At 69.1% G+C, this 23663-nt stretch carries 23 protein-coding genes; 16 read left to right on the forward strand and 7 right to left on the reverse strand.

The window, feature by feature from the left end; genetic code table 11:
- Positions 1 to 24: 24 nt before the first annotated feature.
- A complete protein-coding gene (locus tag GKO32_RS21075; protein WP_208024479.1) occupies positions 25 to 831 on the reverse strand; it encodes a class I SAM-dependent methyltransferase in 807 nt (268 codons plus the stop codon).
- Positions 832 to 879: 48 nt separating this feature from the next.
- Here GKO32_RS21075 and GKO32_RS21080 point away from each other — a divergent pair, with 48 nt between their 5' ends.
- The 11 genes from GKO32_RS21080 (at position 880) to GKO32_RS21130 (ending at position 13808) form a co-directional block, all read left to right on the forward strand.
- Complete coding sequence (locus GKO32_RS21080) at positions 880 to 1464, forward strand: helix-turn-helix domain-containing protein (protein ID WP_154758603.1); 585 nt, start codon at positions 880 to 882, stop codon at positions 1462 to 1464.
- 204 nt (positions 1465 to 1668) lie between these two features.
- Positions 1669 to 2643 (forward strand): polyphosphate kinase 2 family protein, encoded by a 975-nt coding sequence (locus GKO32_RS21085; RefSeq protein ID WP_154758604.1) that lies wholly within the window; start codon positions 1669 to 1671, stop codon positions 2641 to 2643.
- Complete coding sequence (locus GKO32_RS21090) at positions 2643 to 5381, forward strand: cation-translocating P-type ATPase (protein ID WP_154758605.1); 2739 nt, start codon at positions 2643 to 2645, stop codon at positions 5379 to 5381. The genes GKO32_RS21085 and GKO32_RS21090 overlap by 1 nt, the downstream gene beginning before the upstream one ends.
- Before the next feature lie 204 nt (positions 5382 to 5585).
- On the forward strand, positions 5586 to 6698 hold the full coding sequence (locus GKO32_RS21095; RefSeq protein ID WP_312868268.1) for a coiled-coil domain-containing protein: 1113 nt from the start codon (positions 5586 to 5588) through the stop codon (positions 6696 to 6698).
- A gap of 36 nt (positions 6699 to 6734) precedes the next feature.
- The gene (locus GKO32_RS21100) at positions 6735 to 7496 is read left to right on the forward strand and encodes a putative protein N(5)-glutamine methyltransferase (protein WP_312868270.1); all 762 of its coding nucleotides are present in this window, start codon (positions 6735 to 6737) and stop codon (positions 7494 to 7496) included.
- A 493-nt stretch (positions 7497 to 7989) separates the two neighbouring features.
- Positions 7990 to 8850: a fumarylacetoacetate hydrolase family protein gene (locus tag GKO32_RS21105; RefSeq protein WP_312868271.1), complete on the forward strand. Its 861-nt coding sequence runs from the start codon at positions 7990 to 7992 to the stop codon at positions 8848 to 8850.
- Complete coding sequence (locus GKO32_RS21110) at positions 8840 to 10849, forward strand: acetoacetate--CoA ligase (RefSeq protein WP_154758607.1); 2010 nt, start codon at positions 8840 to 8842, stop codon at positions 10847 to 10849. Before GKO32_RS21105 ends, GKO32_RS21110 begins: the two co-directional genes overlap by 11 nt.
- A gap of 45 nt (positions 10850 to 10894) precedes the next feature.
- Positions 10895 to 11575, forward strand: coding sequence for a GntR family transcriptional regulator (locus GKO32_RS40205; RefSeq protein ID WP_312868272.1), 681 nt, complete (start codon positions 10895 to 10897; stop codon positions 11573 to 11575).
- A 117-nt stretch (positions 11576 to 11692) separates the two neighbouring features.
- Complete coding sequence (locus GKO32_RS21120; protein WP_154758608.1) at positions 11693 to 12625, forward strand: VOC family protein; 933 nt, start codon at positions 11693 to 11695, stop codon at positions 12623 to 12625.
- Positions 12626 to 12640: 15 nt separating this feature from the next.
- Complete coding sequence (locus tag GKO32_RS21125; protein ID WP_154758609.1) at positions 12641 to 13384, forward strand: SDR family oxidoreductase; 744 nt, start codon at positions 12641 to 12643, stop codon at positions 13382 to 13384.
- A 25-nt stretch (positions 13385 to 13409) separates the two neighbouring features.
- Positions 13410 to 13808: a GlcG/HbpS family heme-binding protein gene (locus tag GKO32_RS21130; protein ID WP_154758610.1), complete on the forward strand. Its 399-nt coding sequence runs from the start codon at positions 13410 to 13412 to the stop codon at positions 13806 to 13808.
- Positions 13809 to 13856: 48 nt separating this feature from the next.
- On the opposite strand, the gene GKO32_RS21135 is transcribed toward GKO32_RS21130, so the two are convergent.
- Positions 13857 to 14219, reverse strand: a complete 363-nt coding sequence (locus tag GKO32_RS21135) for a hypothetical protein (RefSeq protein ID WP_312868273.1) — start codon at positions 14217 to 14219, stop codon at positions 13857 to 13859.
- 67 nt (positions 14220 to 14286) lie between these two features.
- Between GKO32_RS21135 and GKO32_RS21140 the strand changes: the two genes are divergently transcribed.
- Complete coding sequence (locus GKO32_RS21140; protein WP_312868275.1) at positions 14287 to 15072, forward strand: glycerophosphodiester phosphodiesterase family protein; 786 nt, start codon at positions 14287 to 14289, stop codon at positions 15070 to 15072.
- 6 nt (positions 15073 to 15078) lie between these two features.
- Here GKO32_RS21140 and GKO32_RS21145 read toward each other — a convergent pair whose 3' ends face one another.
- On the reverse strand, positions 15079 to 15750 hold the full coding sequence (locus GKO32_RS21145) for a transglycosylase family protein (protein WP_154758611.1): 672 nt from the start codon (positions 15748 to 15750) through the stop codon (positions 15079 to 15081).
- Positions 15751 to 16345: 595 nt separating this feature from the next.
- On the opposite strand from GKO32_RS21145, the gene GKO32_RS21150 reads away from it, so the two are divergent.
- On the forward strand, positions 16346 to 16693 hold the full coding sequence (locus GKO32_RS21150; protein WP_139098457.1) for an RNA polymerase-binding protein RbpA: 348 nt from the start codon (positions 16346 to 16348) through the stop codon (positions 16691 to 16693).
- A 147-nt stretch (positions 16694 to 16840) separates the two neighbouring features.
- Here the strand turns inward: GKO32_RS21150 and GKO32_RS21155 are convergent, their stop codons facing one another.
- Genes GKO32_RS21155 through GKO32_RS21165 form a run of 3 tightly spaced genes read right to left on the reverse strand, consistent with a single transcriptional unit; the run spans position 16841 to position 20844 of the window.
- Entirely contained in the window at positions 16841 to 17605 is a 765-nt protein-coding gene (locus tag GKO32_RS21155; RefSeq protein WP_154758612.1) for a polyprenol monophosphomannose synthase, read from the reverse strand.
- Between the two features lie 25 nt (positions 17606 to 17630).
- On the reverse strand, positions 17631 to 19232 hold the full coding sequence (gene lnt / locus GKO32_RS21160) for an apolipoprotein N-acyltransferase (RefSeq protein WP_376765982.1): 1602 nt from the start codon (positions 19230 to 19232) through the stop codon (positions 17631 to 17633).
- A 10-nt stretch (positions 19233 to 19242) separates the two neighbouring features.
- Complete coding sequence (locus GKO32_RS21165) at positions 19243 to 20844, reverse strand: amidohydrolase (protein WP_312868276.1); 1602 nt, start codon at positions 20842 to 20844, stop codon at positions 19243 to 19245.
- Between the two features lie 97 nt (positions 20845 to 20941).
- On the opposite strand from GKO32_RS21165, the gene GKO32_RS21170 reads away from it, so the two are divergent.
- The 3 genes from GKO32_RS21170 (at position 20942) to GKO32_RS40560 (ending at position 23206) form a co-directional block, all read left to right on the forward strand.
- Positions 20942 to 22309, forward strand: coding sequence for a KamA family radical SAM protein (locus tag GKO32_RS21170; protein WP_154758615.1), 1368 nt, complete (start codon positions 20942 to 20944; stop codon positions 22307 to 22309).
- A 238-nt stretch (positions 22310 to 22547) separates the two neighbouring features.
- Entirely contained in the window at positions 22548 to 22955 is a 408-nt protein-coding gene (locus GKO32_RS21175; RefSeq protein WP_376765983.1) for a Tn3 family transposase, read from the forward strand.
- Positions 22952 to 23206, forward strand: a complete 255-nt coding sequence (locus tag GKO32_RS40560) for a hypothetical protein (RefSeq protein WP_376765984.1) — start codon at positions 22952 to 22954, stop codon at positions 23204 to 23206. The genes GKO32_RS21175 and GKO32_RS40560 overlap by 4 nt, the downstream gene beginning before the upstream one ends.
- Here the strand turns inward: GKO32_RS40560 and GKO32_RS21180 are convergent.
- Positions 23188 to 23565 carry a VOC family protein gene (locus GKO32_RS21180; RefSeq protein ID WP_154758616.1) on the reverse strand — a complete coding sequence of 126 codons (378 nt, stop codon included), beginning with the start codon at positions 23563 to 23565 and terminating at the stop codon, positions 23188 to 23190. The genes GKO32_RS40560 and GKO32_RS21180 overlap by 19 nt on opposite strands.
- Positions 23566 to 23663 lie beyond the last annotated feature (98 nt).

The following is a 23663-nucleotide window of genomic DNA, read 5'->3' on the forward strand; positions in this document are numbered from 1 at the left end:
CGCTGGTCGTCGGATAAGGGGCCGTTACGGGCGGCGCGCCACCCACGTCGTGCGTGTGGTGCGCACGGTCAGGTCGTCGCGGTTGGCGATGTTCAGCGGTCCGTCGCCGCGAAGAAGGGTGTCGAGGGCGGCCAGATCTTCGGGCTCGGTTGCGGCGTGCTGGTACAACCTGGTCAGGCAGGCCTGTGCGTAGCGGTGGACCGCCGGTGCCGGTGGGGGCGGCAGGTCGATGGTCACGGGCCGGCGTGCTTCCAGGGCGAATCCGGCGCGCAGCAGGTGGCCGGTCCAGTCGGGTGGGGGGACGGTATTCGTGGCGGCGTGCAGGCGGGCCTCCAGTCCCGGCCGCCCGATGCCGGCGTCCTCAGGCAGGAAGCGGGGGAAGAAGTCCATCTCCGTGACCGCGAGCAACCCCCTCGGCCGCAGGCTGTAGAACGCGTGCCGCAACGCGCGGTCGGGGTCTTTGAGGTGGTGCAGGAACGCCGCGGCCCACACCAGGTCGAAAGGCTCGCCGCGCGGCCACGGCCCGTCCAGGTCAACCTCCAGCGTGCGGATCCGGTCCGCGACACCGTGCGCGAGAGCCCGTTTGACCAGGCGGTGCAGCATGGGCGCCGAGGTGTCGACGGCCGTGACCGTGGCTCGCGGGAAGTGGTCTGCCAGCGCGAGAGTGCCGGTGCCGGGACCGCTGCCCGCGTCGAGGATCCGCTCGGTGGAGCCATCGGTGAACGTGGCGAGCCGGCCCATCAGATTCGTGAGATGGGACTGCAGGACCTCGGCATCCAGCTCCAGCAGCTCTGCCATGGCGATATCGGCGGCGCTCGCGTGTGTGTTCATGGCTTCCACGCTAACGACGCCTTGTCAGCGCGTCATACACTCTTGCCTATGCGGCAAGAAGCAGCCATCGACGCCATCGTCCGCCTGCGTATCCGCAGCCTGCGCAAGGCCCGCGGCTGGTCGCTGGACAACCTCGCCGAGCGTGCCGGCATCAGCCCGTCGCAGCTCAGCCGCCTCGAGACCGGTCACCGCCGCATCGCACTGGACCAGCTGACCGCGCTCGCCGGCGCCCTGAACACCTCACTGGATCAACTGGTGGAATCCGCCAACGACGCCGACGTCGTGATCCGGCCCGAGCAGGACGAGCGCCGCGGACTGACCACCTGGCTCCTCAGCCGCGACAACGGCCCCGGCGGAATGACCGTCGCGAAAATGCGCATCACCGAACAGGCCGGCACCACGACCCCGGACGACTTCGGCGTCCACCCCGGCCGGGACTGGTTCACCGTGCTCTCCGGAACCGTCATCCTCTACCTGGGCACCCGCGTGATCCGGGTCGAAGCCGGCCAGGCCGCCGGCTTCTCCACCATGACCCCCCACACGCTGCGCGCCGACCGGGAGCCCGCGGAAATCCTGTGCATCCTCGACCACGACGGGGAACGCAACCACCTGGGCGTCGACGCCCACCGGTGACGATCAAAACCCGGATGACCGCAGTTCGTCCCTGACGACGCCCACGCAAGCCTTCGCCTGACCTGCGGTGCTGGTCTGCGAGGCTCGCCCGCGCCAGTGAGATCACCGTTCGCACCCTCGGTTACTCACCCTTTTCGGACGAGGTCCGCGACCAGTGGGGAGCGCACTGTCAGGCCAGCGCCGCAAGAGGGGAGTTGGTCACCGATGAGCGGCAAACGAGCGAAGCGAATCGCCAAGTTCATCGAGCCGTTGCGCGTGCCGCCGGGTACCCGGGTGGACCTGGCGCACGACTTCGACCCCGGCTACCGGGCCGACTTCCTCCGCAAGAAGGACGGCGTGAACCTGCTCCGCACCGGTATCAAGCTGCTGGCGGACTACCAGATGCGCCTGGCCGCTCAGGACACCTACGGGGTGCTGATGTGCCTGCAGGCCCTGGACGCGGGCGGCAAGGACGGCACCATCCGGCACGTGATGAGCGGGGTCAACCCGCAAGGAGTGCACGTCACCGGGTTCAAGGTCCCGTCGGCGGAGGAACTGGACCACGACTACCTGTGGCGCTACGCGTGCCGGTTGCCGGCACGCGGCGACATCGGGATCTTCAACCGTTCGCACTACGAGGAGGTGCTCGTGGTGCGCGTGCACCCGGAACACCTTGACCGGCAGAAGCTGCCCGGATCGGCCAGGGGGAAGGACATCTGGAAGCGGCGCTACCGCGAGATCAACGACTGGGAGCGGTATCTCACCGACAACGGGTTCGCGGTCGTCAAGATCTTCCTCAATCTCTCCAAGGAAGAACAGCGGATCCGCTTCCTCAAGCGGATCGACGTCCCCGAGCGCAACTGGAAGTTCTCCGCCGCCGATGTCCGTGAGCGCGGGCGGTGGAAGGACTACCAGTCGGCCTTCTCCGAAATGCTGTCCGCGACCAGTACCCACTGGGCTCCGTGGTATGTCGTCCCGGCCGACCACAAGTGGTTCGCCCGCATCTGCGTCGGGGCGGTGCTGGCGCACACCCTGATCGAACTGGATCCGCAGTTCCCTGCCGTGACCGAGGCGAAGCGGGCGGAACTGGCCGATGTGCGGCGTGATCTCGAGGCCGAGGCACCCAAGGGAGCGCTTCCGGACCCGTACCTGGCCGCCCATGACGGGCACGCGAAGGACCGCCGGAAGGTGCGATCGTGATGGCCGAGACAACGCAGGCGTCGCACGTCGGCGTCCCGGTGAGCAACGAGTGGTACGCGCGCTCCGCCCATGACGTCGCCACCACACTGGCCGTCGACCCCGCCGACGGGCTGAAATCGGCGACCGCGGCGGAACGCCTGCGCGCCAACGGACCCAACGCCCTGCCCGAAGAGCGCGGGAAACCGGGCTGGCGGCGGTTCCTGGAGCAGTACCGCTCCTACATGCAGATCATCCTTCTCGCGGCGGTCGTGGTCTCCGCGGTGATCGCCGAGTGGGGCACGGCTTTGCTGCTGCTGGTGCTCACGGTGCTCAACGCGGTCGTGGGACTTCGCCAGGAGGGCAAGGCCGAGAGTGCGATGAACGCGCTGAGGTCGCTGGTGAAGGCGACGGCCAGGGTGCGCCGCGACGGCGCCGTGCTGGAGCTGGCCGCCGAGGACCTCGTCGTCGGCGATGTCGTTCTTCTGTCCGCGGGCGATCAGGTCCCGGCCGACGGGCGGATCGTCGACGCGAACTCCCTGCAGATCGACGAATCGGCACTGACCGGCGAGAGCGTTCCGGTGGCGAAGGAAGCGCGCACCCTCGATGGCGCGCAGGCGAGTCCGGGCGACCAGACGAACATGGCCTTCATGAACACCCCGGTGACCCACGGGACCGGCGTCATGATCGTCACCGGGACCGGCGCGGACACCGAAGTCGGCAAGATCTCGGCCATGCTCACCGCCACGGCGCGGGAGAAGTCGCCGCTGACCAAGGAACTCGACCAGCTGACGCTGTGGATCGCGGCCGCGGCCGGCCTCACCATGATCGTGATGTTCGTGCTGGGGCGCAGCCGCGGTGACGCGTGGGACGTGTTGTTCATCAGCGCGGTCGCGCTGGCGATCGCGGCCATTCCGGAAGCTCTGCCCACGGTGACACAGACGATCCTGTCCCTCGGCGGGATCGACCTCGCCAAGCGCAACGCCATCGTCAAGGAACTCCCGTCCGTCGAGACGCTCGCGTTCACGTCGGCGATCAACTCCGACAAGACCGGCACGCTCACGATGAACCAGATGACGGCGGTCGAGATCGTGACGGCGGGTAACCGCTACACCGTCTCGGGCACCGGCTACGGCCTGGACGGCAAGATCCACCACGACGTGGGCACCTCGCCGTCCGTCGAGACCGCGATCCTCCCCTTCGTCGTGGCGAGCGACGCGCAGTTGACCGACGGCAAGGTCGTCGGCGACCCGACCGAAGGAGCCCTCGTCGTCCTCGGCCACAAGGCGGGCCTCGACATCGACGCGACACGGGAAAAGCTGCCGCGGCTGGCCACGCTCCCGTTCGACCCGACCTACAAGCTGATGGCCACGTTCAACGCCGGCACCGACGGGCACGGGCGGCGGGTCGTCCGGTGCTTCGTGAAGGGCGCCGCGCCGGCAGTGATGAGCCGGGCGTCCGCCGCCCTGTCCGACGAGGGGCAGATCCCCTGGGACACCGAAGCCCAGAACCGCGCGGTCGCGCAGATGGAGCGGATGGAACACGAGGGCCTGCGGGTCATGGCGGCCGCGGTCCGCGATCTCGACGCGGCGGACTTCGACCCCGACGGTGACCTGCTCGGCTACGTCACCGACCTGCGGGTGACCAGCCTCGTCGGCATGGTCGATCCCCCGCGCGACGAGTCGAAGGCCGCGGTCGCGAACGCCCAGGCCGCCAACATCCGGGTCCGGATGGTCACGGGCGACGACATCACCACGGGCGCGGCAATCGCCGCACAGCTCGGGATTCCCGGTTCGGCGGTCTCCGGCGCCGAGTTCGCGGCGCTGCCGGAGAACGTCCGGCTCGCGCGGATCGACGAGATCGGCGTCCTGGGCCGGGTGGCCCCCGAGCACAAGGTGCTGCTCGCCGACACGCTGAAGAAGAACGGGGACGTCGTCGCGATGACCGGTGACGGCGTCAACGACGCGCCGGCGATCAAGGCGGCCGACATCGGCATCGCGATGGGCAGTGGCACCGAGGTGGCCAAGAACGCCGGGCGGATGATCCTGTCCGACGACAACTTCGCGACGATCGTCTTCGCGGTCGAGCAGGGCCGAAAGATCTACGACAACCTGACGAAGTACATCCGCTTCGTGCTGATCCTCCTGGTCGTCTTCGTCCTGACGTTCCTGGGTGCCAGCCTGCTCAACATCGCCGCGGGTGAACCGTTCAGCCCGGCCCAGGTGCTCTGGATCCACTTCTTCGTCAACGCCGCATTCGGGTTCGCCCTCGGCTTCGACCGGGAGACGCCGGGGCTGATGCGGCGGCGCCCGCGCCCGCGTGGCGAGTCCGTGCTGACACCCGGCCTGGTCACGACGATCGGGCTCGTCGGGTTGTACATCGCCGTTTCGCTGCTCCTGCTGATCAGCTTCGGCGAAGGGGCCTTCGGCAGCCTCGATGTCAGCCGGTCCATCGCCTTCACGGCGTTCGCGGTCTGCCTGATCGTCGCCGCGCTCGAATGCCGCAGCGGCACGGAAACCGTGCTCACGACCACCACATTCGACAGCAAGCAGATGAACCGGGCACTGCTCGTCGAGGGTGTGCTGGCCGTGCTGGTCACCCAGATGGACGTCTTCAACCGGCTCCTCGGGACGACTCAGCTCAACCTGACGCAGTTCCTGCTGGCCCTCGCGCCGGCCGCCGGGCTGTTGCTGTGCTGGGAGGCGGGCAAACTCATCGCCCGGAACATGCACCGCGAGCGGGTGATCGGCTCCCGCTCGTGAGCGTAGTCGATCATTTGCGCCCGGAATTTCCGGATGCTTCGGCGACCCGCACAACATTCCATCACTTTGCGCAACGACTCGATCACTAACCGTGCCAAAATGAACTCGGCTACAAAATGAATCTTCTGTAGCTGAGTTATGTTCAAGTAAGAGTTACCACAACCCAAGTTAAGAGATATATAACTGATTAGCTAAGCTGACACTGTGGTTGAGCAGGAGTTGTCCAAGACCGACGGTGCGTCCGACGTGGCTCGATGCGGGTTTCGCCGATGCCGGGAGCCGTTACCCCCGCCAGGGCCGCGCGGAGGGCGGCCGTACGAGTTCTGTCCGGACCGGACGTGGCCGGGCGGCAAAAGCTGCAAGCAGCTCACCGCGGCGGAGCAGGCTCTGCGCGAGGCGCTGGGCGAGGACGCGGTGCCGACCGCGGCGCTACGCGAGGCGGGGGAGGCCTTCGGTAGCGCCGCCGCCGCGGTGAGCGAACCGCTGCGGGCACTGAGCAACGCGCTCGACGCCATCACCGCGCGGCTGCAGCAGGAAGTCACGGCCGCGGTGACCCGCGCGGAAACCGCGGAGCTGGCCGTCCGCGACGCCGAGCGGCAGCGGGACGCCGCCCTGGCGACGGCGACCGAAGCGCAGGAAGCGGTCCGCGACGCCGCGGTGAAAGTCGAGGAGGCTGAACAAGCCCAGGCCGTGGCGGAGACGGCGGCACAAGAGGCCGTCCACGCTCGTTCGGTGGCGCAGCTGGACCAGGCTCGGGCCGAAGCCGCCGCGGCCGCGATCGGCGAGCAAGCCGAGAAGTCCGCTGCGGACGCCGCGGCTCAGCGTGCCCGCGCTGACGACCTGGCCGGTCAGCTGTCGAGCCGTGCCGAGGAGCTGTCCGCGCGCACGGCCGAACGCGACGCCGCGCAGGCCGCACTGCAGGAATTCCAGCACCAGGCCAAAACCCTGGAACGCATCCTGACCACCCAGAAAACCGAACTCACCGGCGAGCTGGAGAACATCCAGGGGCAGCTGCGCCAGTCCGAGGTTCGCACTCAGAACCTCATCGCCGAGCACCACACCCGCGACACGGAACTGCGGACACGACTCGGCGAAGCCCACGCCGAGCTGGCTGGTGTCGGTGGCCAACTCGAGGCGGTCCGTACCCAGCTCTCGGAGTCGGCCGCCCGCCACAAGCAGCTCACCGCGCTGCTGTCACGGGTGCGCCGCCGCGCTCTGGCCGCAGCGGCGGAACCACCCACCGCCCTGCGCGACGACCTGCTGACGATCCTCCTCGACGACACTCCCGCCGCCGAAACCAGTGAGCACCAGGACTGACGACGCGGCGGGCCCGTTGATGGGTATCGTGCCGGGGTGGAGGAGATCGCGGCGTTACTGCGAGCCGCCGGGTGTGTGTTCGCCGAGGAGGAGGCCGCGCTGCTCGTCGCCGCCGCGGGGAACGAAGCCGGGTTGGACGCGCTGGTCGCACGCCGCGCCGGCGGTGAACCCCTCGAATACGTCCTGGGGTGGGCGGAGTTCCACGGCCTGCGCATCGCGGTCGAACCGGGCGTCTTCGTCCCCCGGCGCCGCACGGAATTCCTTGTGGCCCAAGCAATCCAGGTCGCCGGCCCGGCGCCCGTCGTGGTCGATCTGTGCTGTGGCACCGGCGCGATCGGCGCGGCGGTGGCCGCTGCGGTGCCGGGCGCGGAACTCTACGCGGCCGATATCGACCCGGCGGCGGTCCGGTGCGCGCGCCGCAACGTGCCGGGGCGCGTCTTCGAGGGCGACCTGTTCTCAGCGCTGCCCCGGGAGCTGCGGGGCCGCGTCACGCTGCTGCTGGCGAACGTCCCGTACGTCCCCGCCGACGCGATCGCGACCATGCCACCGGAAGCGAGGCTCTACGAACCCCGGACCGCACTCCACGGCGGTGACGACGGACTCGACGTGCTGCGCCGGGTGGCTGCCGCGGCACCCGCCTGGCTCGCACCCGGCGGTCACCTTTTCGTCGAAACGAGCGAACACCAAGCACCGGCGGCCACCGGCATCTTCGCGCGCGCAGGCCTGACTCCGGCGGTCACCACCAGCGAAGACCTGGGCGCCACCGTTCTCCGTGGCACGTCCCGGGTGAACGAGTGATCGCGCTGCGGTCGAGGTGGTGGGTGACGATCGCCTGTCGGCACCGACCACGAGGTCCGCTTCGACGGTGGAGCCGTCGGCGAAGTGCAGCTGCCGGGGGCGGCCGCGATCGATTTCCGGCTTGAACCGCTCACCGTCGGCGGGGGCGTGGAACAGGACCGTGCCGGCCGGGTCCACCTGGCGCAGCCCCTGCCCCTCAGGGCGGGCCAGCTGGGGGAACTCCCCCGCAGGTCAGGCCGCCGGGTCCTGCCCCGATGGGGCGCCGCGAGCAACCGAAGGGTCAAACCATCCTGCGTTGCGCGACTACGCCCAGAAGATGTGGCTACGTCACACCAAGCACACTCGCCCAGTTCGCCGCCGAAGCCCCCCGCGTGGCCCACACCGGTGACAACCCTCGCCACGCCCTCACCCGGGCCTGGATCACATGCACTTTCCCCGAGACCCAAACGGCGATATTGTGCTCGAGTATCGATATTTCTGGAGGTGCTCGATCGTGCGTGTGGCAACTGTGCAGGGTCGCCTGGGGTTGCAAGGCCCCACCGGGTTCGTCGACGTCGCATCGGCAAGCGGCGGTCGTTTCCAGCCCGACCCGCAAGCCGTGTTCGACGTGTGGGAGGAGTTCACCGATTGGGCGCACACCTACCTGGGGGAGTCCGATACGCCCCCGGCGCTGCCCGGTGATCTCGAGCTCGGCCCGCCCGTTCCGCGTCCCCGCCAGGTCTTCGCCATCGGCCTGAACTACGCCGAGCACGTGGGGGAGTCCGGCCTGGCGCAGCCGGACAGCCCGGCCGTGTTCACCAAGTTCCCGACGTGCCTTGCGGGCCCGGCCGAGTCCGTCCGCCTCCCCAGCGAGTCGGTCGACTGGGAGGTCGAACTCGTCGTGGCCATCGGGCGGCGCGGCGAGCGGGTCAGCGAGGAAAAGGCCTGGGAGCACGTGGCGGGTGTGACCGTCGGCCAGGACCTGTCCGAGCGCGCCGTGCAGCTGGCCGGCCCGGCGCCCCAGTTCTCGCTGGGCAAGTCCTATCCGGGCTTCGGGCCGACCGGGCCGGTGCTCGTCACCCCCGACGAACTGACCGATCCCGATGATCTCGAACTCGGCTGCCGGATCGAAAACGGGGAGACACTCCAGCTCGGCCGCACCGGCGAACTGATTTTCGGTGTGCCGGAATTGATCGCACGACTGTCCGCGGTGTGCCCACTGTTGCCGGGTGATCTCATTTTCACCGGCACCCCATCCGGCGTCGGAATGGCCAGGAAACCACCGATGTTTCTGAAACCGGGCGATGTCCTGGTCAGCTGGATCGACCAGATCGGCGAGCTGCGCAACCCTTTGGTGGCAGCAGATGCCGGCTGACACGGCCCACGGGAATCCACCGATATGGCTGCCCGATGACGCGGAAGCCCGCAGTTCCCAGCTCGGGAAGTTCTGCGAATTCATCGCGAAGAAGCACCGTGCGCCGATATCGTCCTACGCCGAGTTGCAGCAATGGTCGGTCGACAGCCGTGACGAATTCTGGCAAAGCATCTGGGACTTCTTCGACATTGCTGCCGACGGTGAGCGGCAACCGGTCCTGTCGGGCTCGACCATGCCCGGAATCCACTGGTTCCCGAACGCGTATCTGAACTACGCCGAGCATGCCCTGCGCCACGGCGCCGACGACGCCGTGGCCATGATCGGCGTCGTCGAGCCCGGCACGTCGGTCACCTACACCTGGGGACAGCTGCGCGCGCAGGTCGCATCGCTCGCGTCGTGGCTGCGACGTCGTGGCGTCATCAACGGCGACCGGGTCGTCGGGTACCTGCCCAACGGCCCCCATGCGGTGATCGGCCTGCTGGCGGCGGCATCGATCGGTGCCGTCTGGTCGGTGTGCGGGCAGGACTACTCACCGGCCGCCGCTGCCGCGCGCCTGGGGCAGCTGGAACCAACTGTCCTCATCGCCGCCGACGGCTACCACTGGAACGGCACCACCCGTGACCGCCGCGACGCGGCCGAAGAGCTGCGGCGGTCACTGCCGACACTGCGCGAGTGCGTCCACGTGCCCCACCTCGGCCTGGCCATCCGGGATGACGAGCTGTGGACGCCGTGGCAGGACACCATCGCCGACCCGGCGCCACTCCAGTTCGACCGCGTCGCCTTCGACACGCCACTGTGGGTGCTGTTCTCCTCGGGAACGACCGGGCAGCCGAAGGGAATCGTGCACGGACACGGCGGTGTGGTGCTCGAACACTGCAAACTCCTCGGCCTGCATTTCGGCCTGTCCGGCGGTGACCGGTTCACCTGGTACACCACGACCAACTGGATGATGTGGAACCTCGTGGTGTCCGGCCTGCTGACCGGGGCCACGATCGTCGTCTACGACGGCAGCCCGGTGCACCCCACGCCACGCCGGATGTTCGAGCTGGCCGCCGAGACCCGCGCCCGGATGCTCGGTGTCAGCCCCGGTTACCTGCTCGCCGCCGAGAAAGCCGGCGTGGAGGTCGGCGATCTCGATCTCGGGGCGCTCACCACCCTCGGCTCGACCGGCTCGCCACTGCCACCGCAGTCCTACTTCTGGGTGCGTGACCATCTCGGCCCGCGCGTGCAGCTCGCCTCCGGCACCGGCGGCACCGACGTGGTCAGCGGATTCGCCGGCTCCACGCCGAACACTCCGGTGTGGCCGGGGGAGATCTCCGCGGTGAACCTCGGTGTCGCACTGGAGTCCTGGGACGACGACGGGCACCCGCAGGTCGGCGAAGTCGGCGAACTTGTGGTGACGCGGCCGATGCCGAGCATGCCGGTGGCCTTCTGGAACGACCCGGACGGCCGCAAATACCGCGAGGCCTACTTTTCGCGCTATCCCGGGGTGTGGCGCCACGGTGACTGGGTGACCGTCACCCCGCGCGGCAGTGTCATCGTGACCGGACGTTCGGACTCCACGCTCAACCGGCACGGGGTCCGCCTCGGCAGCGCCGAGATCTACCAGGTCGTGGAGGCCTTTCCCGAGATAGCCGAGGCGCTGGTCATCGGCGCCGAACTCGACGGCGGACGCTACTGGCTGGCCCTGTTCGTCGTGCTCGCGCCGGGCGTCGTGCTCGACACCGAGCTGGACGCCCGCCTGCGCTCGGCGATCGCATCGCAGGCCTCACCTCGCCATGTGCCCGACGACATCATCGCGCTCACCTCGTTACCGCACACCCGAACCGGCAAGAAACTCGAGATCCCCGTCAAACGGATCATCCAGGGCGTGCCACCGGCCGTGGCGGCGAGCCGCGACGCCGTCGACGACCCGGCCGCACTGACCCAGTTCGAGCGTTACGCCGGTGGCGTCCGGCAGGGGCCGAGTGACCGCGATCTTCGGCGTGACCAGCCGTGAGACCATGAACACCGACCGGCCCTGAGTTGAGATGTGGATACCGCTGTGGGAACTTCTTCTGCGCCAACCCTCACCGCCCGCGTCTACGACGCGCTGCGCGCGGACGTCCTCGCCGGGCGCCTGGCCCCGGGTTCCCGGCTGCGGCTGGTCGAACTGGCCGCCCGGTTCTCGGTGAGCCAGTCGGTCGTGCGTGAAGCATTGGCCCGGTTGTCCCAGCAGCGGCTCGTCGTCGCGTTACCCCAGCAGGGTTTCCGCGTGGCGCCGCTGAGTGTCGAGGATCTGACCCGGTTGACCGACGCGCGCAAGCAGCTCGAAGGTCTCGTCCTGCGGCTGAGTGTCGAACGTGGTGATGTGGCGTGGGAATCGGCCGTGGTGGCGGCGCATCACCAGCTGGAGCGCACCCCGATGTACACCGAGACGGGGGAGCCGAACGAGGAGTGGCTGGCGTCGCACGAGAAGTTCCACGCGGCTCTGCTGGCCGGGTGCGGCAACGTGTTGCTGACCGAGCTGGCGGAGGGCCTGCGGGAATCGGCGGCGCTCTACCGGGTGTGGTCGGTGCCGATCGGCCACGACTACGACCGTGACCTTCCCCAGGAACACCGCGAACTGCTGGCTGCTGTGCTGGACCGCGATCCTGACACCGCGGTCGAGCTGATGCACCGGCACATCCAGCACACCACCGACGTGCTGCTCTCGGTGGCCGATCAGTACTCCGCCACTTCCTGACGCCGAGTACCTGCGTCTATGGGAGAGACACGTCTGCCTACTAAATATCGATAAAAACTTGAAAAATCGCCAGATTCATCGGATTCTGGATGACAGCCACCACCGAAGGAGATACGGATGCCCCTGCACCGGCTGACCTCGATCACGATCGGCGTCCCCAACGTGGCGGAAACGGCCGCCTACTACACCGACTTCGGCCTCACCCCGCAGTCAGGCCCGGCGACGACACAGGCGTTCAGCACGGTCGAGGGTGGCGAACAGCTCCGCATCGCCCACGCCCCGACCCGCCGGCTGCTACGGCTGGGGGTCGGCGTGAGCGACCCCGATGACCTCGACCGGATCGCCGCCGGTTTGTCCCGCCTCGACGCGTCGTTCGACCGGGAGGCGTCGTCCCTGCGCACCCGGGAGCCGGGCACCGGCGTCGAAATCGTCGTCGAAATCGCCGAGCCGATCAAACAGACGTCAGCTGCGCCCGCACTGGCCAACGGGCCCGGGCGAGTGGACAGGGCGAACGAACGCGCCGACGCCACGCTGCGGGAAGGGCCGGTCAAGCCGCGGAAACTGGGCCACGTCGTGATCGGCTCGACCGACCAGGAGGCGAGCGAGAAGTTCTTCGCCGAGGGGCTGGGCTTCAAGACCAGCGACTCGGTGCGTGGCCTGGCCGCGTTCATGCGCTGCTCCACCGACCACCACAACGTGCTGGTCCAGCAGGCCCCGGTGTCGTTCCTGCATCACACATCGTGGCAGGTCGACGACGTCGACGAGGTCGGGCGCGGCGCGACGGCCATGCTCGAAGCCGACCCCGGCCGGCATGTCTGGGGCCTGGGCCGCCATCACATCGGCTCGAACTTCTTCTGGTACCTGAAAGACCCGGCGGGCAATTTCAGCGAGTACTACTCCGACCTCGACTGCGTCGTGGACGAGCAGCTGTGGCGGCCCGGCGTGTGGGAAGGCCTCAAGGGGCTCTACAGCTGGGGCCCGCCGCCACCGCCGTCCTTCCTCGAGCCCGAGGACCTCGCCGCACTGATGACCGGCGCCCATTCCGCCTGAGGAGCACAGGAAAACATGGATCTCGAACTGAAAGGCAAGGTGGCCGTCGTCGGCGGCGCCACCTCCGGCCTCGGCCTCGCCATCGCGCGGGCACTGTCCGCCGAGGGGGCTGAGGTCGTGATGGTCGGCCGGCGGGCCGAACTGCTGCGCACGGAGGCCGAGCGGATCGGCGGCCATCCGTTCACGGGGGACCTGAGCCGACGCGAGGATCGTGCGCGGCTGATCGAATCCACCGTCGAACGGTTCGGTGGTCTGGACATCCTGGTGTGGAACACCGGGGGACCGGCTGGGGGACCGGCGGCGGGTATGGCAGCCGAGCAAGCCCGGGCGACGTTCGACTCGCTCGTCGTTCCGCTGGTCGACCTGGTGGAGCGGGCGCTGCCGCACCTTCGGGCCAGTACCGCCGGGCGCATCCTCGCCGTCACCACGGGCGGGGTGAAGGAACCAACCGCCGGCATGGGGTTGTCGAACGCGATCAGGCCCGGCATCGCGGGCTACCTGAAAACGCTGTCGACGGAACTCGCGCCGGAAGGCATCACCGTGAACAACCTGGCGCCCGGCCGGATCCTCACACAGCGGTTCGACGACATCTTTCCTGACGGGCCGCCGGCCGGCCTGGAGGAGGAGATCCCGCTGGGGCGCTTCGGCCGTCCCGAGGAGATCGGCGCGGCCGCCGCTTTTCTCGCCTCGGCCTGCGCCGCCTACATCACCGGCGTCACGCTGGTGATCGACGGCGGGCTCGCCAAGGGCATCTTCTGACCAGAAACACGAACAGGAAGGCGTCATGTCACAACTTACTCTTGAGCACGCGCAGAAACTGTCCGCCGCCGCGTGCGACAAGGCCCGCGAGATCGGTGTCGCGATGACGGTCGCGATCGTCGATGCCGGGGGGCATCTGGTCAGCCTGACGCGGATGGACGGCGCGCCGTTCGTGGTCACCGAGATCGCGATCGGGAAGGCGTACACGGCAGCGTCGTTCGGCATGCCGACGAGCGACGTCGCCGAGCGGTTCGCGGACCGTGTCCAGTTCACCACGGCGATCCAGGTCGCCACCCAGGGGCGGTTCATGCTCAGCAAGGGCGGGCTGCCGATCGTCGCCGACGGCCGGACCATCGGAGGTATCGCGGCCAGCGGGGGAACCGGCGAGCAGGACGTCACCGTCGTTCAGGCCGCCCTTACTTAACATAATGTACATTATCGGCGCTTGAACCAGGAGGCTGGAAGAGGGGCCTCAGCGCAGGCGTTCGAGCTCGCGTGCGGACTCGGCGAGCTCGAACGCCATCCGCCGCAGCTCGTCGGCCGCCGCACCGTCGTCGGCGGCGGTCACGACGTCCTCCGCGGCGCAGCGCAGCTGGAACAACCGGTCCTGTAACGCCGCGAGTTCCGTGTCGGACAACACGACCGCGTCCTCCGGCAAGCCGCTGCGTTGCACGGCGGCCCGCCGCTCGTACGCTCGTTGCCGGCATGACTGCCCGCAATAGCGCCGCCGCCGTCCTTTGGCGGCGGCGTTTTCCAGCCGGCGTCCACACCAACCACAGTGCTGGGGCGCGATTTTGCGCGGGATTCCCGCCAGCAGGTCGACCGTCTTGCTCACGCGCACGACCCTAACCGGCCATTGTTCGCTCACGCGCCGGCCACGCCGATGCCGCACACTGGGTGGGGTGGACAGCACACACCCGTACCTCGCCGGCGACGTCCCCCGGGCGTTCGCCCACCGTGGCTGGCACCTGGACGAGCTCGACGGGATGGAGAACTCGCTGTCGTCGTTCCGCCGCGCCGCGGCGGAGGGTTTCCAGTACATCGAGACCGATGTGCACGCCACCTCGGACGGGGTCATTGTCGTGCATCATGACGACTCGCTCGACCGCACGACGGACTCGCACGGGGCGATCGCGGCGCAGCCGTGGTCGGCGGTCAAGAACGCGAAGGTGGGCGGGCGCGAGCCGGTCGCCCGGCTCGAGGACGTGCTCGAGGAGCTGCCCGAGGTCCGGCTCAACGTCGACGTGAAAAGCGACGATGCCGTGGTTCCGTTCGTCAAGCTCATCGAGCGGCACGGCGCGCACGAACGCGTTGCGGCAGCGGCGTTTTCGGACACGCGGCTGGCCCGGATCCGCAAGCTCGCGGGCCCGAAACTCCTCACGTCGATGGGCCCGCGTTCGGTCGCTGTCCTGTGGGCCAACGGCTGGGTTCCGTGGCTGCGCCTGGGTTTCCTGCACCGGGGCGCGATGGCGCAGGTGCCGGTCCGCCAGGGTGGGCTGCTGGTGGTGGACCGCTCGTTCGTGCGCACCGCGGGCCGGGCCGGGGTCGAGGTGCACACCTGGACCATCGACGACGAGGACGAGATGCACCACCTGTTGGAGCTGGGTGTGCACGGGATCGTCAGCGACCGCCCCGACCTGCTGCGCAAGGTGCTGCGCGAACGTGGCCAGTGGGATGGCCGGGGTTGACGCGGATCAGCGCGGGGGTTTGCCGTCCCAGGCGGCTTTCCAGGTCTTGGGGCCGAGCCGGCCGGAGTCGTTGATCGCGTTGGCGCGCTGCAGGTCCAGCACGGCCTGCTGGGTTTTGCCGTAGTAGCAGCCGGTGCCCTGGAAGCTGTAGCCGAAGGCGTTCATCCGCAGCTGGAAGCTCCGCAATGCCGGGGCGCAGTCGCCGTAGGCGTAGACGAGGCCGGGCCACGGTGGTTTCGCCGCGACCGGCGGCGGAGTGGGTGCGGGCGCCGGACGTCCGCCGATGTAGGCGGCCTCGGCGTAGCTGGGGATCCGTTTACTGCGGGCGTCGCCGTCGCCAAGCAGGCCGAGCATGCCGGCGCATTCCCATGGCTGCCAGCCGCGCATCCGGTACAGGTACAGCGCGCGGTAGTCCTGTTCGGCGGCGCTGGCCTGGTCCGGCCGGCCGGCGCCGCCGACGCTGCGCCAGGTGGGCAGGTCGAACTGGTAGGCGCCGTAGTACCCGGTACCGGTGTTGATCGTGTAGCGGTTGCTCGACTCGCACATGCGCAGTTTCAGCCAGGTCGACGCCGCGGGATCGGCGGACGCGGCGGTGCTGGTGAGCAGCTGCACGGTTCCCGCGACCAGCGCGATCAGGAGAACCCGGATGCCCACGCGTCTGAATCGGTGCTTCACCATGCGAGCACAGTAAAATTGCGCACCAATCGTCACAACTTTCACATCAAACCCAACAGAATCACATAGACCACTGTTCACGGTGGTGAGCGACACGCCCGGCATCTGCGGAACGGCCGGTCGGCGCGGGAAACGCCGGGACCTGGTGGCACTCCCCTGGGCTCGACACGCCCCGCCGGCGACCGTTCTCAAATCACCCGATCAAGGGAGGCCCGCGCTCGCGCCGCCAGAATTTTCCGGATCATCACGCACGAAGCCTTTTCCGTCACCCTGTGTTAGTGGGCCCGGTCGATCGCACGGCGAGGTTGATCCCGGTCACGGCAGGAGGGGCAAACCCGGCTCCCCGAGCCCACCCGCCTTCCGCTTTTGCCGTCATCCCGATAGCCCGACTGGGGGATAATCGCAGAAAGAGGGCCCAACCGCGTCACTAAGCGGGGCGTACGGTGTCCTCCTGGTGGAAGCTGTTTTGGAGGGGTGAGACTCGCTCGCCGAGCGCGGCGGCATCACAGGCTGGGAATTCGCGGTCGGTGAGTGTCGTTGCATAGGGTGAGCACCACCCTGGCTCTTAACCCTCGGAGCCGACTGAAAGGACGTCATCATGGCCGACCGTGTACTCCGTGGAAGCCGGCTGGGAGCGGTCAGCTACGAAACCGACCGGAACCACGATCTCGCGCCCCGGCGCACCGTGCGGTACGCGTGCCCGAAGAACCACGAGTTCGAGGTGCCCTTCTCCGACGACGCGGAGATCCCGTCCGTGTGGGAGTGCCGGCTGCACGGCAGCGAGTCCGAGATCGTCAACGGCGGGCAGCCCGAGCAGAAGAAGGTCAAGCCGCCGCGCACGCACTGGGACATGCTGCTGGAGCGGCGCTCGATCCCGGAGCTCGAAGACCTGCTGAACGAGCGTCTCGCGGAACTCAAGGGCCGCCGGACCAGCCGCTCGGCGTAGCCGCACCACGAAAACGAACAGGCCCCGCGTCCTCCCGCCGCGGGGCCTGTTGCTGTGCTACGTCGTTCTTTTCCACATGTTGGCAACTTGCGCCGCCTCAGGTTCCGCCACCCGCATCGCCACGCACGCCGTGTCTACTGTTCTTGGTTACCGGCGGATGAGGCGGCGGAGCTGGGTGAGGCGATGCTGCACGCCCCAGACGGCGACGCGGAGCATGGCTTCGCGGATGATCGAGCCGCTCATCTTGGACTCGCCGATCTCGCGTTCGGTGAAGGTGATCGGCACTTCGACGATCTCGAAACCGGAACGCAGGGTGCGCCAGGCCAGGTCGATCTGGAAGCAGTAGCCGGCCGAGGCGATCTCGTCCAGCGGCAGCTTCTCCAGCACCGCGCGGCGGTAGGCGCGGAAACCGGAGGTGTACTCGGTGATCTTGCCGCCGAGTGCGGCGCGCGAGTACAGGTTCGCGGCGCGCGAGAGGTACTCGCGGCGTTTGGGCCAGTTCACGACGCTGCCGCCGGGGACGTAACGCGAGCCGAGTACCAGGTCGGCGTCTTCGAGGGCGTCGAGGACGCGTGGCAGGTCCTCCGGCGCGTGTGAGCCGTCGGCGTCCATTTCGACGATCGTGGCGTAGTCGCGGTCCAGCCCCCACCGGAACCCGGCGATGTAGGCGGCGCCGAGGCCCGCCTTTTCGGTGCGGTGCATGACGTGGATCCGCTTGTCGTCGGCGGCCAGCTTGTCGGCGAGCTCACCGGTCCCGTCGGGGCTGCCGTCGTCGACGACGAGCGCGTGCACCTCAGGCAGGCTTTCGTGGAGCCTGCGCAGGATCGGGGTGAGGTTGTCGCGCTCGTTGTAGGTCGGGATCACCACCAGAACCGGTTCGATCGGTTGTGCTGCCCGTGGCGCCTGCGCCATCCGTGTCCTCCCTCGGCGGGAGTCCTCATCCCGCCACGGTTGCTCGCGTGTGCTCGGCGCCTGCGCGCCTGGTGCGCACCCGCAGCACGAGGCCGGCGAGCACCGCCGCCACAGCGGCGCCGACCTGGCCGTACTCCGTCCACGCACCGAGTCGATCCGACAGCGTAGTCGTGTCCCGCAACGGCACGCGCCCGACCAGGGATGCGGCGGTGAACTCGCTGGTCGACTGCATGATTGTGCCGTCGGGGGCGACGATCGCGCTGACCCCGCTGGTCGCGGAGACCACCACGGCGCGGCTGTGCTCGACGGCGCGCAGCCGCGCGATCGCCAGCTGCTGGTAGCTCATCCCGCCGCGGCCGAACCACGCGGTGTTGGTCGGCAGCACGATCAGCCGGCCGCCCTGGTCGACGCCGCCGCGGGTGACGTAGTCGTAGGCGATCTCGTAGCAGATGGGGGTGGCGACCTTCGTGCCGGCGACGTCGAGGACGGCGGGCGCGGTGCCGGGGGTCATGTCGTAGAAGCCGTTGACGAACGGGGTGACCCACTGGGCAATCGCGCGGGCGGGCACGTATTCGGAGAACGGCACCAGAGACTGCTTGGAGTACCGCTCCCCTGGCCCGGTCCTCGGGTCCCACACGACTTCGCTGTTCTGGGTCACGCCGGGGGCACCGGCCCGGAAGATGGTGCCGACGAGGGTGGGGGCGCCGAGATCGGCGACGGTCTGGTCGAGCGCCGGGTCCGCGCCCCGGAACTCGGCGACGCTTTCCGGCCAGATCACCAGGTCCGGTTGCGGCACCGCCCCGGAGTGGATCTGCTGGGCCAGCTGCGCGCTCTGCGCGAGATGGTTGGCGCGCAGCGTGTCCTGTTCGGCCATCAGCCCGATGCCGACGTCGGGCGCGTTGCCCTGGACGGTCGCGACGGTGAGGCTGCCGGTCTCGGCGGCGATGCCGATCGTGGGCCACAGCGCGAGTCCCGCGACGACCGGCACCACGACACCGGCCGCGGGCAGGATCGAGCCGCGCCACGCACGCTGACGCAGGCGGGACACCAGTGGCGGTACCGCGAAACCGGTCAGTACCACCGCGAACCCCACCAGCGGCGCGCCGCCGATCGAGGCGAGGGGCACGAAGGCGCCGTCGGGCTGGCTGAACGCGACTCTCCCCCACGGGAAACCACCGAGCGGCCACCATGCGCGCGGGGTCTCGGTGGCGATGATGATCATGCTGGTCCACACCGGGCCCCACGGCAGCCGGGCGACCACTGTGGACAGTGCGCCCGCGACGCCGAGATAGGCGGCGAGCGCGACGGACAGCCCGAGCCAGGGCCAGGGGCCGAATTCGACGCCGAGGAAGTCCTGCAGCCAGTACAGCAGCGGCAGGTTGAAGGCGACGCCGAAGGCGAACCCGTAGCCCAGCCCGCCCCACAGCCGTCGCCCGCGCAGCGCGTACGCGAACCCGGCGAAGCCGATCGGCGCGAGCCACCACAGTGGCCGGGGTGCGAACGACAGGTAGAACACGAACCCCGACGCGACAGTGAGGGCGAGGCGGAGCAGCCAGGGCCGCCATGCCCGGGGACGGTGAGGCTTCGGGGTTTCGGGGGCCAGGGACTCCGGCGCGGTTACGGCCACTTCGCGCATTCTAATGAGCCGGGGTGAACGCGTCGTAGAGAACCTCGCCGCCCCGGACCGTGCGCAGGCAGGTCGGCAGCGGCGCACCGGGCTCCAGCGGCGGCAGCGCGGGCACCCGGGAACGCGGGTCGGTGGACCAGCGCTGCACCCGCGAGTCCGGGGTGGCGACCACGAGTTCGGCGGCGTCCCAGATCGCGTAGTGCGCGGGGGCGCCCGGCACCAGGCTCCCGGTCAGGCCGTCGTTGACCCCGGCGGCGCGGTGCCCGCCGCGGGTGTGGGCGTTGAACGCCGCCCGCGCGGACAGCCCCGAGCCCGGGGTGCGGTGGTAGACCGCGGCGCGGACGCCGGCCCACGGGTCGAGTGCCGTGACCGGGCTGTCGGAGCCGAAGGCCAGTGGAATCCCTCTCGCGGCAAGGGTTGCGAACGGGTTCAGCGCGGCGGCGCGTGGCCCGAGGCGGGTGGCGTACATGTCGTTCTCGCCGCCCCACAGTGCGTCGAACTGGGGTTGCACCGAGCCGGCGACACCCCAGCCGGCGACGAGTTCGGCCTGGTCCGCGGTGATCATCTCGAGGTGTTCGAGGCGGTGCTGGGCGCCGGCGAGCGCGCGCCGGCCGACGGTTTTCTCGGCGAGCTGGAAACCACGGACGACCTCGGTGACGCCGGCGTCACCGATGACGTGGAACCCGGCCTGGAGGCCGGCTTCGGTGCAGGCGGCCAGGTGTGCGGCGATGGTGTCGGCGTCGAGGTAGCGGGTGCCGGTGGTGGCGGGCCGGTCGGTGTAGGGCTCGTGCAGCGCGGCGGTGTGCGAGCCGAGCGCGCCGTCGACGAACAGGTCCCCGGCCAGGCCGCGCAGGCCGTGGCGGCGGGCGAGCTCGAAGGCGCCGATTTCGCCCCAGTACCCGATGACCTCGGGGTGCCCGGGTTCGGCGGCCAGCTTGAGCAGGGCGGCGAGGTCGGCTTCGCCGGAGATGTCGGGGCCGGCGCATTCGTGGACGCTGACGATGCCGTGTTCGGCCGCGGCGCGCAGGAACGCCTCCTGGGCGCCGCGGCGCTGCTCGGCGGTGATCGCCGCGCGCATGGCGGCGCGGACCTCGTGGTGGGCGACGCCGGTGAGGGGGCCGTCGGCCGACCAGCCTTCGGCCGTGGCGGCTTCGGGGGCCGGGTCGGTGAGCGCGGTGGACACCAGCGCGGAGTGCACGTCGACGCGGCTGAGGTAGACCGGGACACCGGCGGCGGCCTCGTCGATTTCGGCGCGGCTGGGCAGCCGGGGGCTGGTCCAGGTGGATTCGTCCCAGCCGTGCGCGATGAGGACTTCGCCGGGGGTGACCGCGGCGCGGACGGCGGCGAGCAGGCCGGCGGCGTCACGCACGCCGGTGAGGTCGAGGCCGCTGGTGTGCAGTCCGGTCGCGGTGGCGTGCACGTGGGCGTCGACGAAGCCGGGTGCGACGAAGGCGCCGTCGAGGTCGATCACCTGCGCGCCGGGGTGCAGGGCGCGGCCGGGTCCGTCCTGCCCGACCCACACCACGGTGTCCCCGGTGACCGCCATCGCGGTCGCGTCGGGCGAGCTCGGGGAATGGATCCGCCCGCCGACCAGAAGCGTCGTTTCGTTCACGTGTCGAGTCTGCCTCATCACGTGTCACGGGAAGATTTTCGCTCTATTATCTTGTTTACCGTAGATTTTCATGTGATCAGGCCAGTAAGGAGTACAGATGACTGCGATCCAGGATGCTGTCTCATCTGCCGACACCCTTGGCCAGCCCTATGCGTATGCCAGGAAGGAGCTGGTGGAGCCGGACTGGCGGCGTTTCCCCGGCTGGCGGGACGTCACCGAGGCGCAGTGGCGGGACGCGCAATGGCAGCGGGTGCACTGCCTGCGCGACATCAGGCAGCTGCGCGCGGTGCTCGGGGATCTCGTGGGCGAGCGGTTCTTCGAGGACCTGGCCGCCGACCAGCGGGAGCGGGCGACGATGTCGATGTTGCTGCCCCCGCAGATGCTCAACACGATGGCGGCCGCGTCGACCGAGTCGTTCTACGCCGACCCGGTACGCCGGTACATGCTGCCGCTGCGCAGCGACCGTGACCCGGACTGGCCCAGTCACCCGCACTCGACGCGGGATTCCTTGCACGAGGCGGAAATGTGGGTGGTCGAGGGGCTCACCCACCGCTACCCCACCAAGGTGCTGGCCGAGCTGGTGTCCACCTGCCCGCAGTACTGCGGGCACTGCACGCGGATGGACCTGGTGGGCAACTCGACCGCGCAGGTCACCAAGCACAGGCTCGCATTGAAACCAGCTGACCGGCAGGACGCGATCATCGGCTACCTGCGGCGGACCCCGGGTGTACGTGACGTCGTGGTCTCCGGTGGTGATGTGGCGAATGTGCCGTGGCATCAGCTGGAGTCGTTCCTGATGCGGCTGCTGGACATCGAGACGGTGCGTGATGTCCGGTTGGCGACGAAGGCGCTGGCCGGGATGCCGCAGCACTGGCTGCAGCCGAAGGTCGTGGAAGGACTGGAGCGGGTCGCGGTGACGGCGCAGCGGCGCGGGGTGAACCTTGCCATCCACACGCATGTCAACCATGCCCAGTCGGTGACACCGCTGGTGGCGGAGGCGGCACGGATGGCGCTGGATGTCGGGGTGCGGGATGTGCGGAACCAGGGTGTGCTGATGCGCGGGGTGAACGCGACACCCGCCGCACTGCTGGATCTGTGTTTCGCGTTGCAGGGCGAGGCGAACATCCTGCCCTACTACTTTTATATGTGCGACATGATTCCGCACGCCGAGCACTGGCGGGTCGCGGTGTGGGAGGCGCAGGACCTGCAGCACGCGATCATGGGTTACCTGCCCGGGTATGCGACGCCGCGCATCGTGTGCGACGTGCCGTATGTCGGCAAGCGGTGGGTGCATCAGCTCGCCGAGTACGACCGGGAGCGCGGGATCTCCTACTGGACGAAGAACTACCGCACCGGGATCGAGCTCGCCGACCCGGACGCGTTGCTGCGCCGCTACCCCTACTACGACCCGATCTCCACGTTGCCGGAGACCGGGCGGATCTGGTGGGAAACCCAGCGGGGCTGACCTGCTTCGACGGGGCAGTTTCTGCGCACGATCGCCCCCTGCCGCCGTCGATCCGCAGTGGTGGCGAGGTGTGGGGAGTTACCGTCCAGTCTGGGCGGCCCGATTTCGGGGCGTCGGAACACGCTCGGCGTGATCGCGGGAAACGGGGTCGCCGGATACGTCGTTCTCGACGTCATCGCGCAGCTTCTTCCTCGGCACTACCTCGACCGACGTCAAGAACGACTTCGCGAAGCTGGACGTGGCCGGCAGGTGGGGCGACGGTCACGCCGTCGCGGTGGACGGCTCGCAGAGCGACACTTGGGACAACATCCTGGCCGAGACCTCGATCCGGTACGGCGGTTACGGCGGGATCGCGTTCCGGCACATCTCCGACACCTACATCGCGCTGTGCTCCCGGTTCATCCCGTGCGGGGTGTGGGAGGCCGTCTACATCATCGAAGGCTTGCTGCGCAACGACTCCGACATCCGTCCGGACACCATTCACGCCGACACCCAGGGCCAGTCCCTGCCGGTGTTCGGGCTCGCCGCGCTGCTCGGGTTCGACCTGCTGCCCCGCTGGGAGCCTGATCGCCACCCACTGGACCGACCTGCTGCGCACGGCTCTACCGGGCCTTCCGGGAGCTGGGTCGGGTCATCAGGACGGTGACGCTATTGCGGTACCTGTCCGAACCGCGACTGCGCGAGCAGGTCACCGCGATCACCGGCAAGGCCGAGACGTTCCACGGGTTCTCGGCCTGGCTGCGCTTCGGCGGGGAGACCATCGGCCGCAACGACCCCGACTACCAGGAGAAGGTCGGCGCGGATGTCGGCGAGCCGGTCCGCGCGGCGGCCGCCGATGATGACGGTGTTGCCGCTGATTTTCATCTGCCCGGCGCCCTTCAGTGTCCGGTGGAGTAGATGTTGATGAGGTTGCCGTCGGGGTCGCGCAGGAGCATTGACCGGTTTCCCCATGGCTGGTTGGTGGGTTCCTGGACCCAGTCGGTGACCTGGTCGCCGAGGCGGGCGCGTTCGGCGTCGACGTCGTCGACCTCGAATTCGAGGATGGCGGATCGGTTGGCGGCGGCTACGGCGGCGTTGTTGTTGAAACGCTTGACCGCCGCGCTGTTGGCCAGCGCAACGGTGCCGCCTTCGGTGTGTAGTTCGGCGTAGTTGCCGGGCCCGAAGGGGGTTACCGGCTCGGTGTTGGTGAGCGTGGAGTAGAAAGCGGTCAGGGTGGGCAGGTCGTCGGTGATGAGGCGTACTGAGGCGAGCTTCATGGCGTTCTCCTGGCTGTTTTGCGTGGAGCCGGACCGCCCGGCTCCACGAAACAGTACGCTACGGTAGCGTACTGTTTCTGTGAGGGAAAGATACGGAG

It is taken from the genome of Amycolatopsis pithecellobii (assembly GCF_009707865.1).
Taxonomy (GTDB): domain Bacteria; phylum Actinomycetota; class Actinomycetes; order Mycobacteriales; family Pseudonocardiaceae; genus Amycolatopsis_E; species Amycolatopsis_E pithecellobii.

Bases quoted from the DNA above. Each gene is read 5' to 3' on its own strand.
- GKO32_RS21075 (WP_208024479.1), bottom strand. From the start codon at position 831: ATGAACACACACGCGAGCGCCGCCGATATCGCCATGGCAGAGCTGCTG.
- GKO32_RS21080 (WP_154758603.1), top strand. From the start codon at position 880: ATGCGGCAAGAAGCAGCCATCGACGCCATCGTCCGCCTGCGTATCCGC.
- GKO32_RS21085 (WP_154758604.1), top strand. From the start codon at position 1,669: ATGAGCGGCAAACGAGCGAAGCGAATCGCCAAGTTCATCGAGCCGTTG.
- GKO32_RS21090 (WP_154758605.1), top strand. From the start codon at position 2,643: ATGGCCGAGACAACGCAGGCGTCGCACGTCGGCGTCCCGGTGAGCAAC.
- GKO32_RS21110 (WP_154758607.1), top strand. From the start codon at position 8,840: ATGCCGGCTGACACGGCCCACGGGAATCCACCGATATGGCTGCCCGAT.
- GKO32_RS21120 (WP_154758608.1), top strand. From the start codon at position 11,693: ATGCCCCTGCACCGGCTGACCTCGATCACGATCGGCGTCCCCAACGTG.
- GKO32_RS21125 (WP_154758609.1), top strand. From the start codon at position 12,641: ATGGATCTCGAACTGAAAGGCAAGGTGGCCGTCGTCGGCGGCGCCACC.
- GKO32_RS21130 (WP_154758610.1), top strand. From the start codon at position 13,410: ATGTCACAACTTACTCTTGAGCACGCGCAGAAACTGTCCGCCGCCGCG.
- GKO32_RS21145 (WP_154758611.1), bottom strand. From the start codon at position 15,750: ATGGTGAAGCACCGATTCAGACGCGTGGGCATCCGGGTTCTCCTGATC.
- GKO32_RS21150 (WP_139098457.1), top strand. From the start codon at position 16,346: ATGGCCGACCGTGTACTCCGTGGAAGCCGGCTGGGAGCGGTCAGCTAC.
- GKO32_RS21155 (WP_154758612.1), bottom strand. From the start codon at position 17,605: ATGGCGCAGGCGCCACGGGCAGCACAACCGATCGAACCGGTTCTGGTG.
- GKO32_RS21170 (WP_154758615.1), top strand. From the start codon at position 20,942: ATGACTGCGATCCAGGATGCTGTCTCATCTGCCGACACCCTTGGCCAG.
- GKO32_RS21180 (WP_154758616.1), bottom strand. From the start codon at position 23,565: ATGAAGCTCGCCTCAGTACGCCTCATCACCGACGACCTGCCCACCCTG.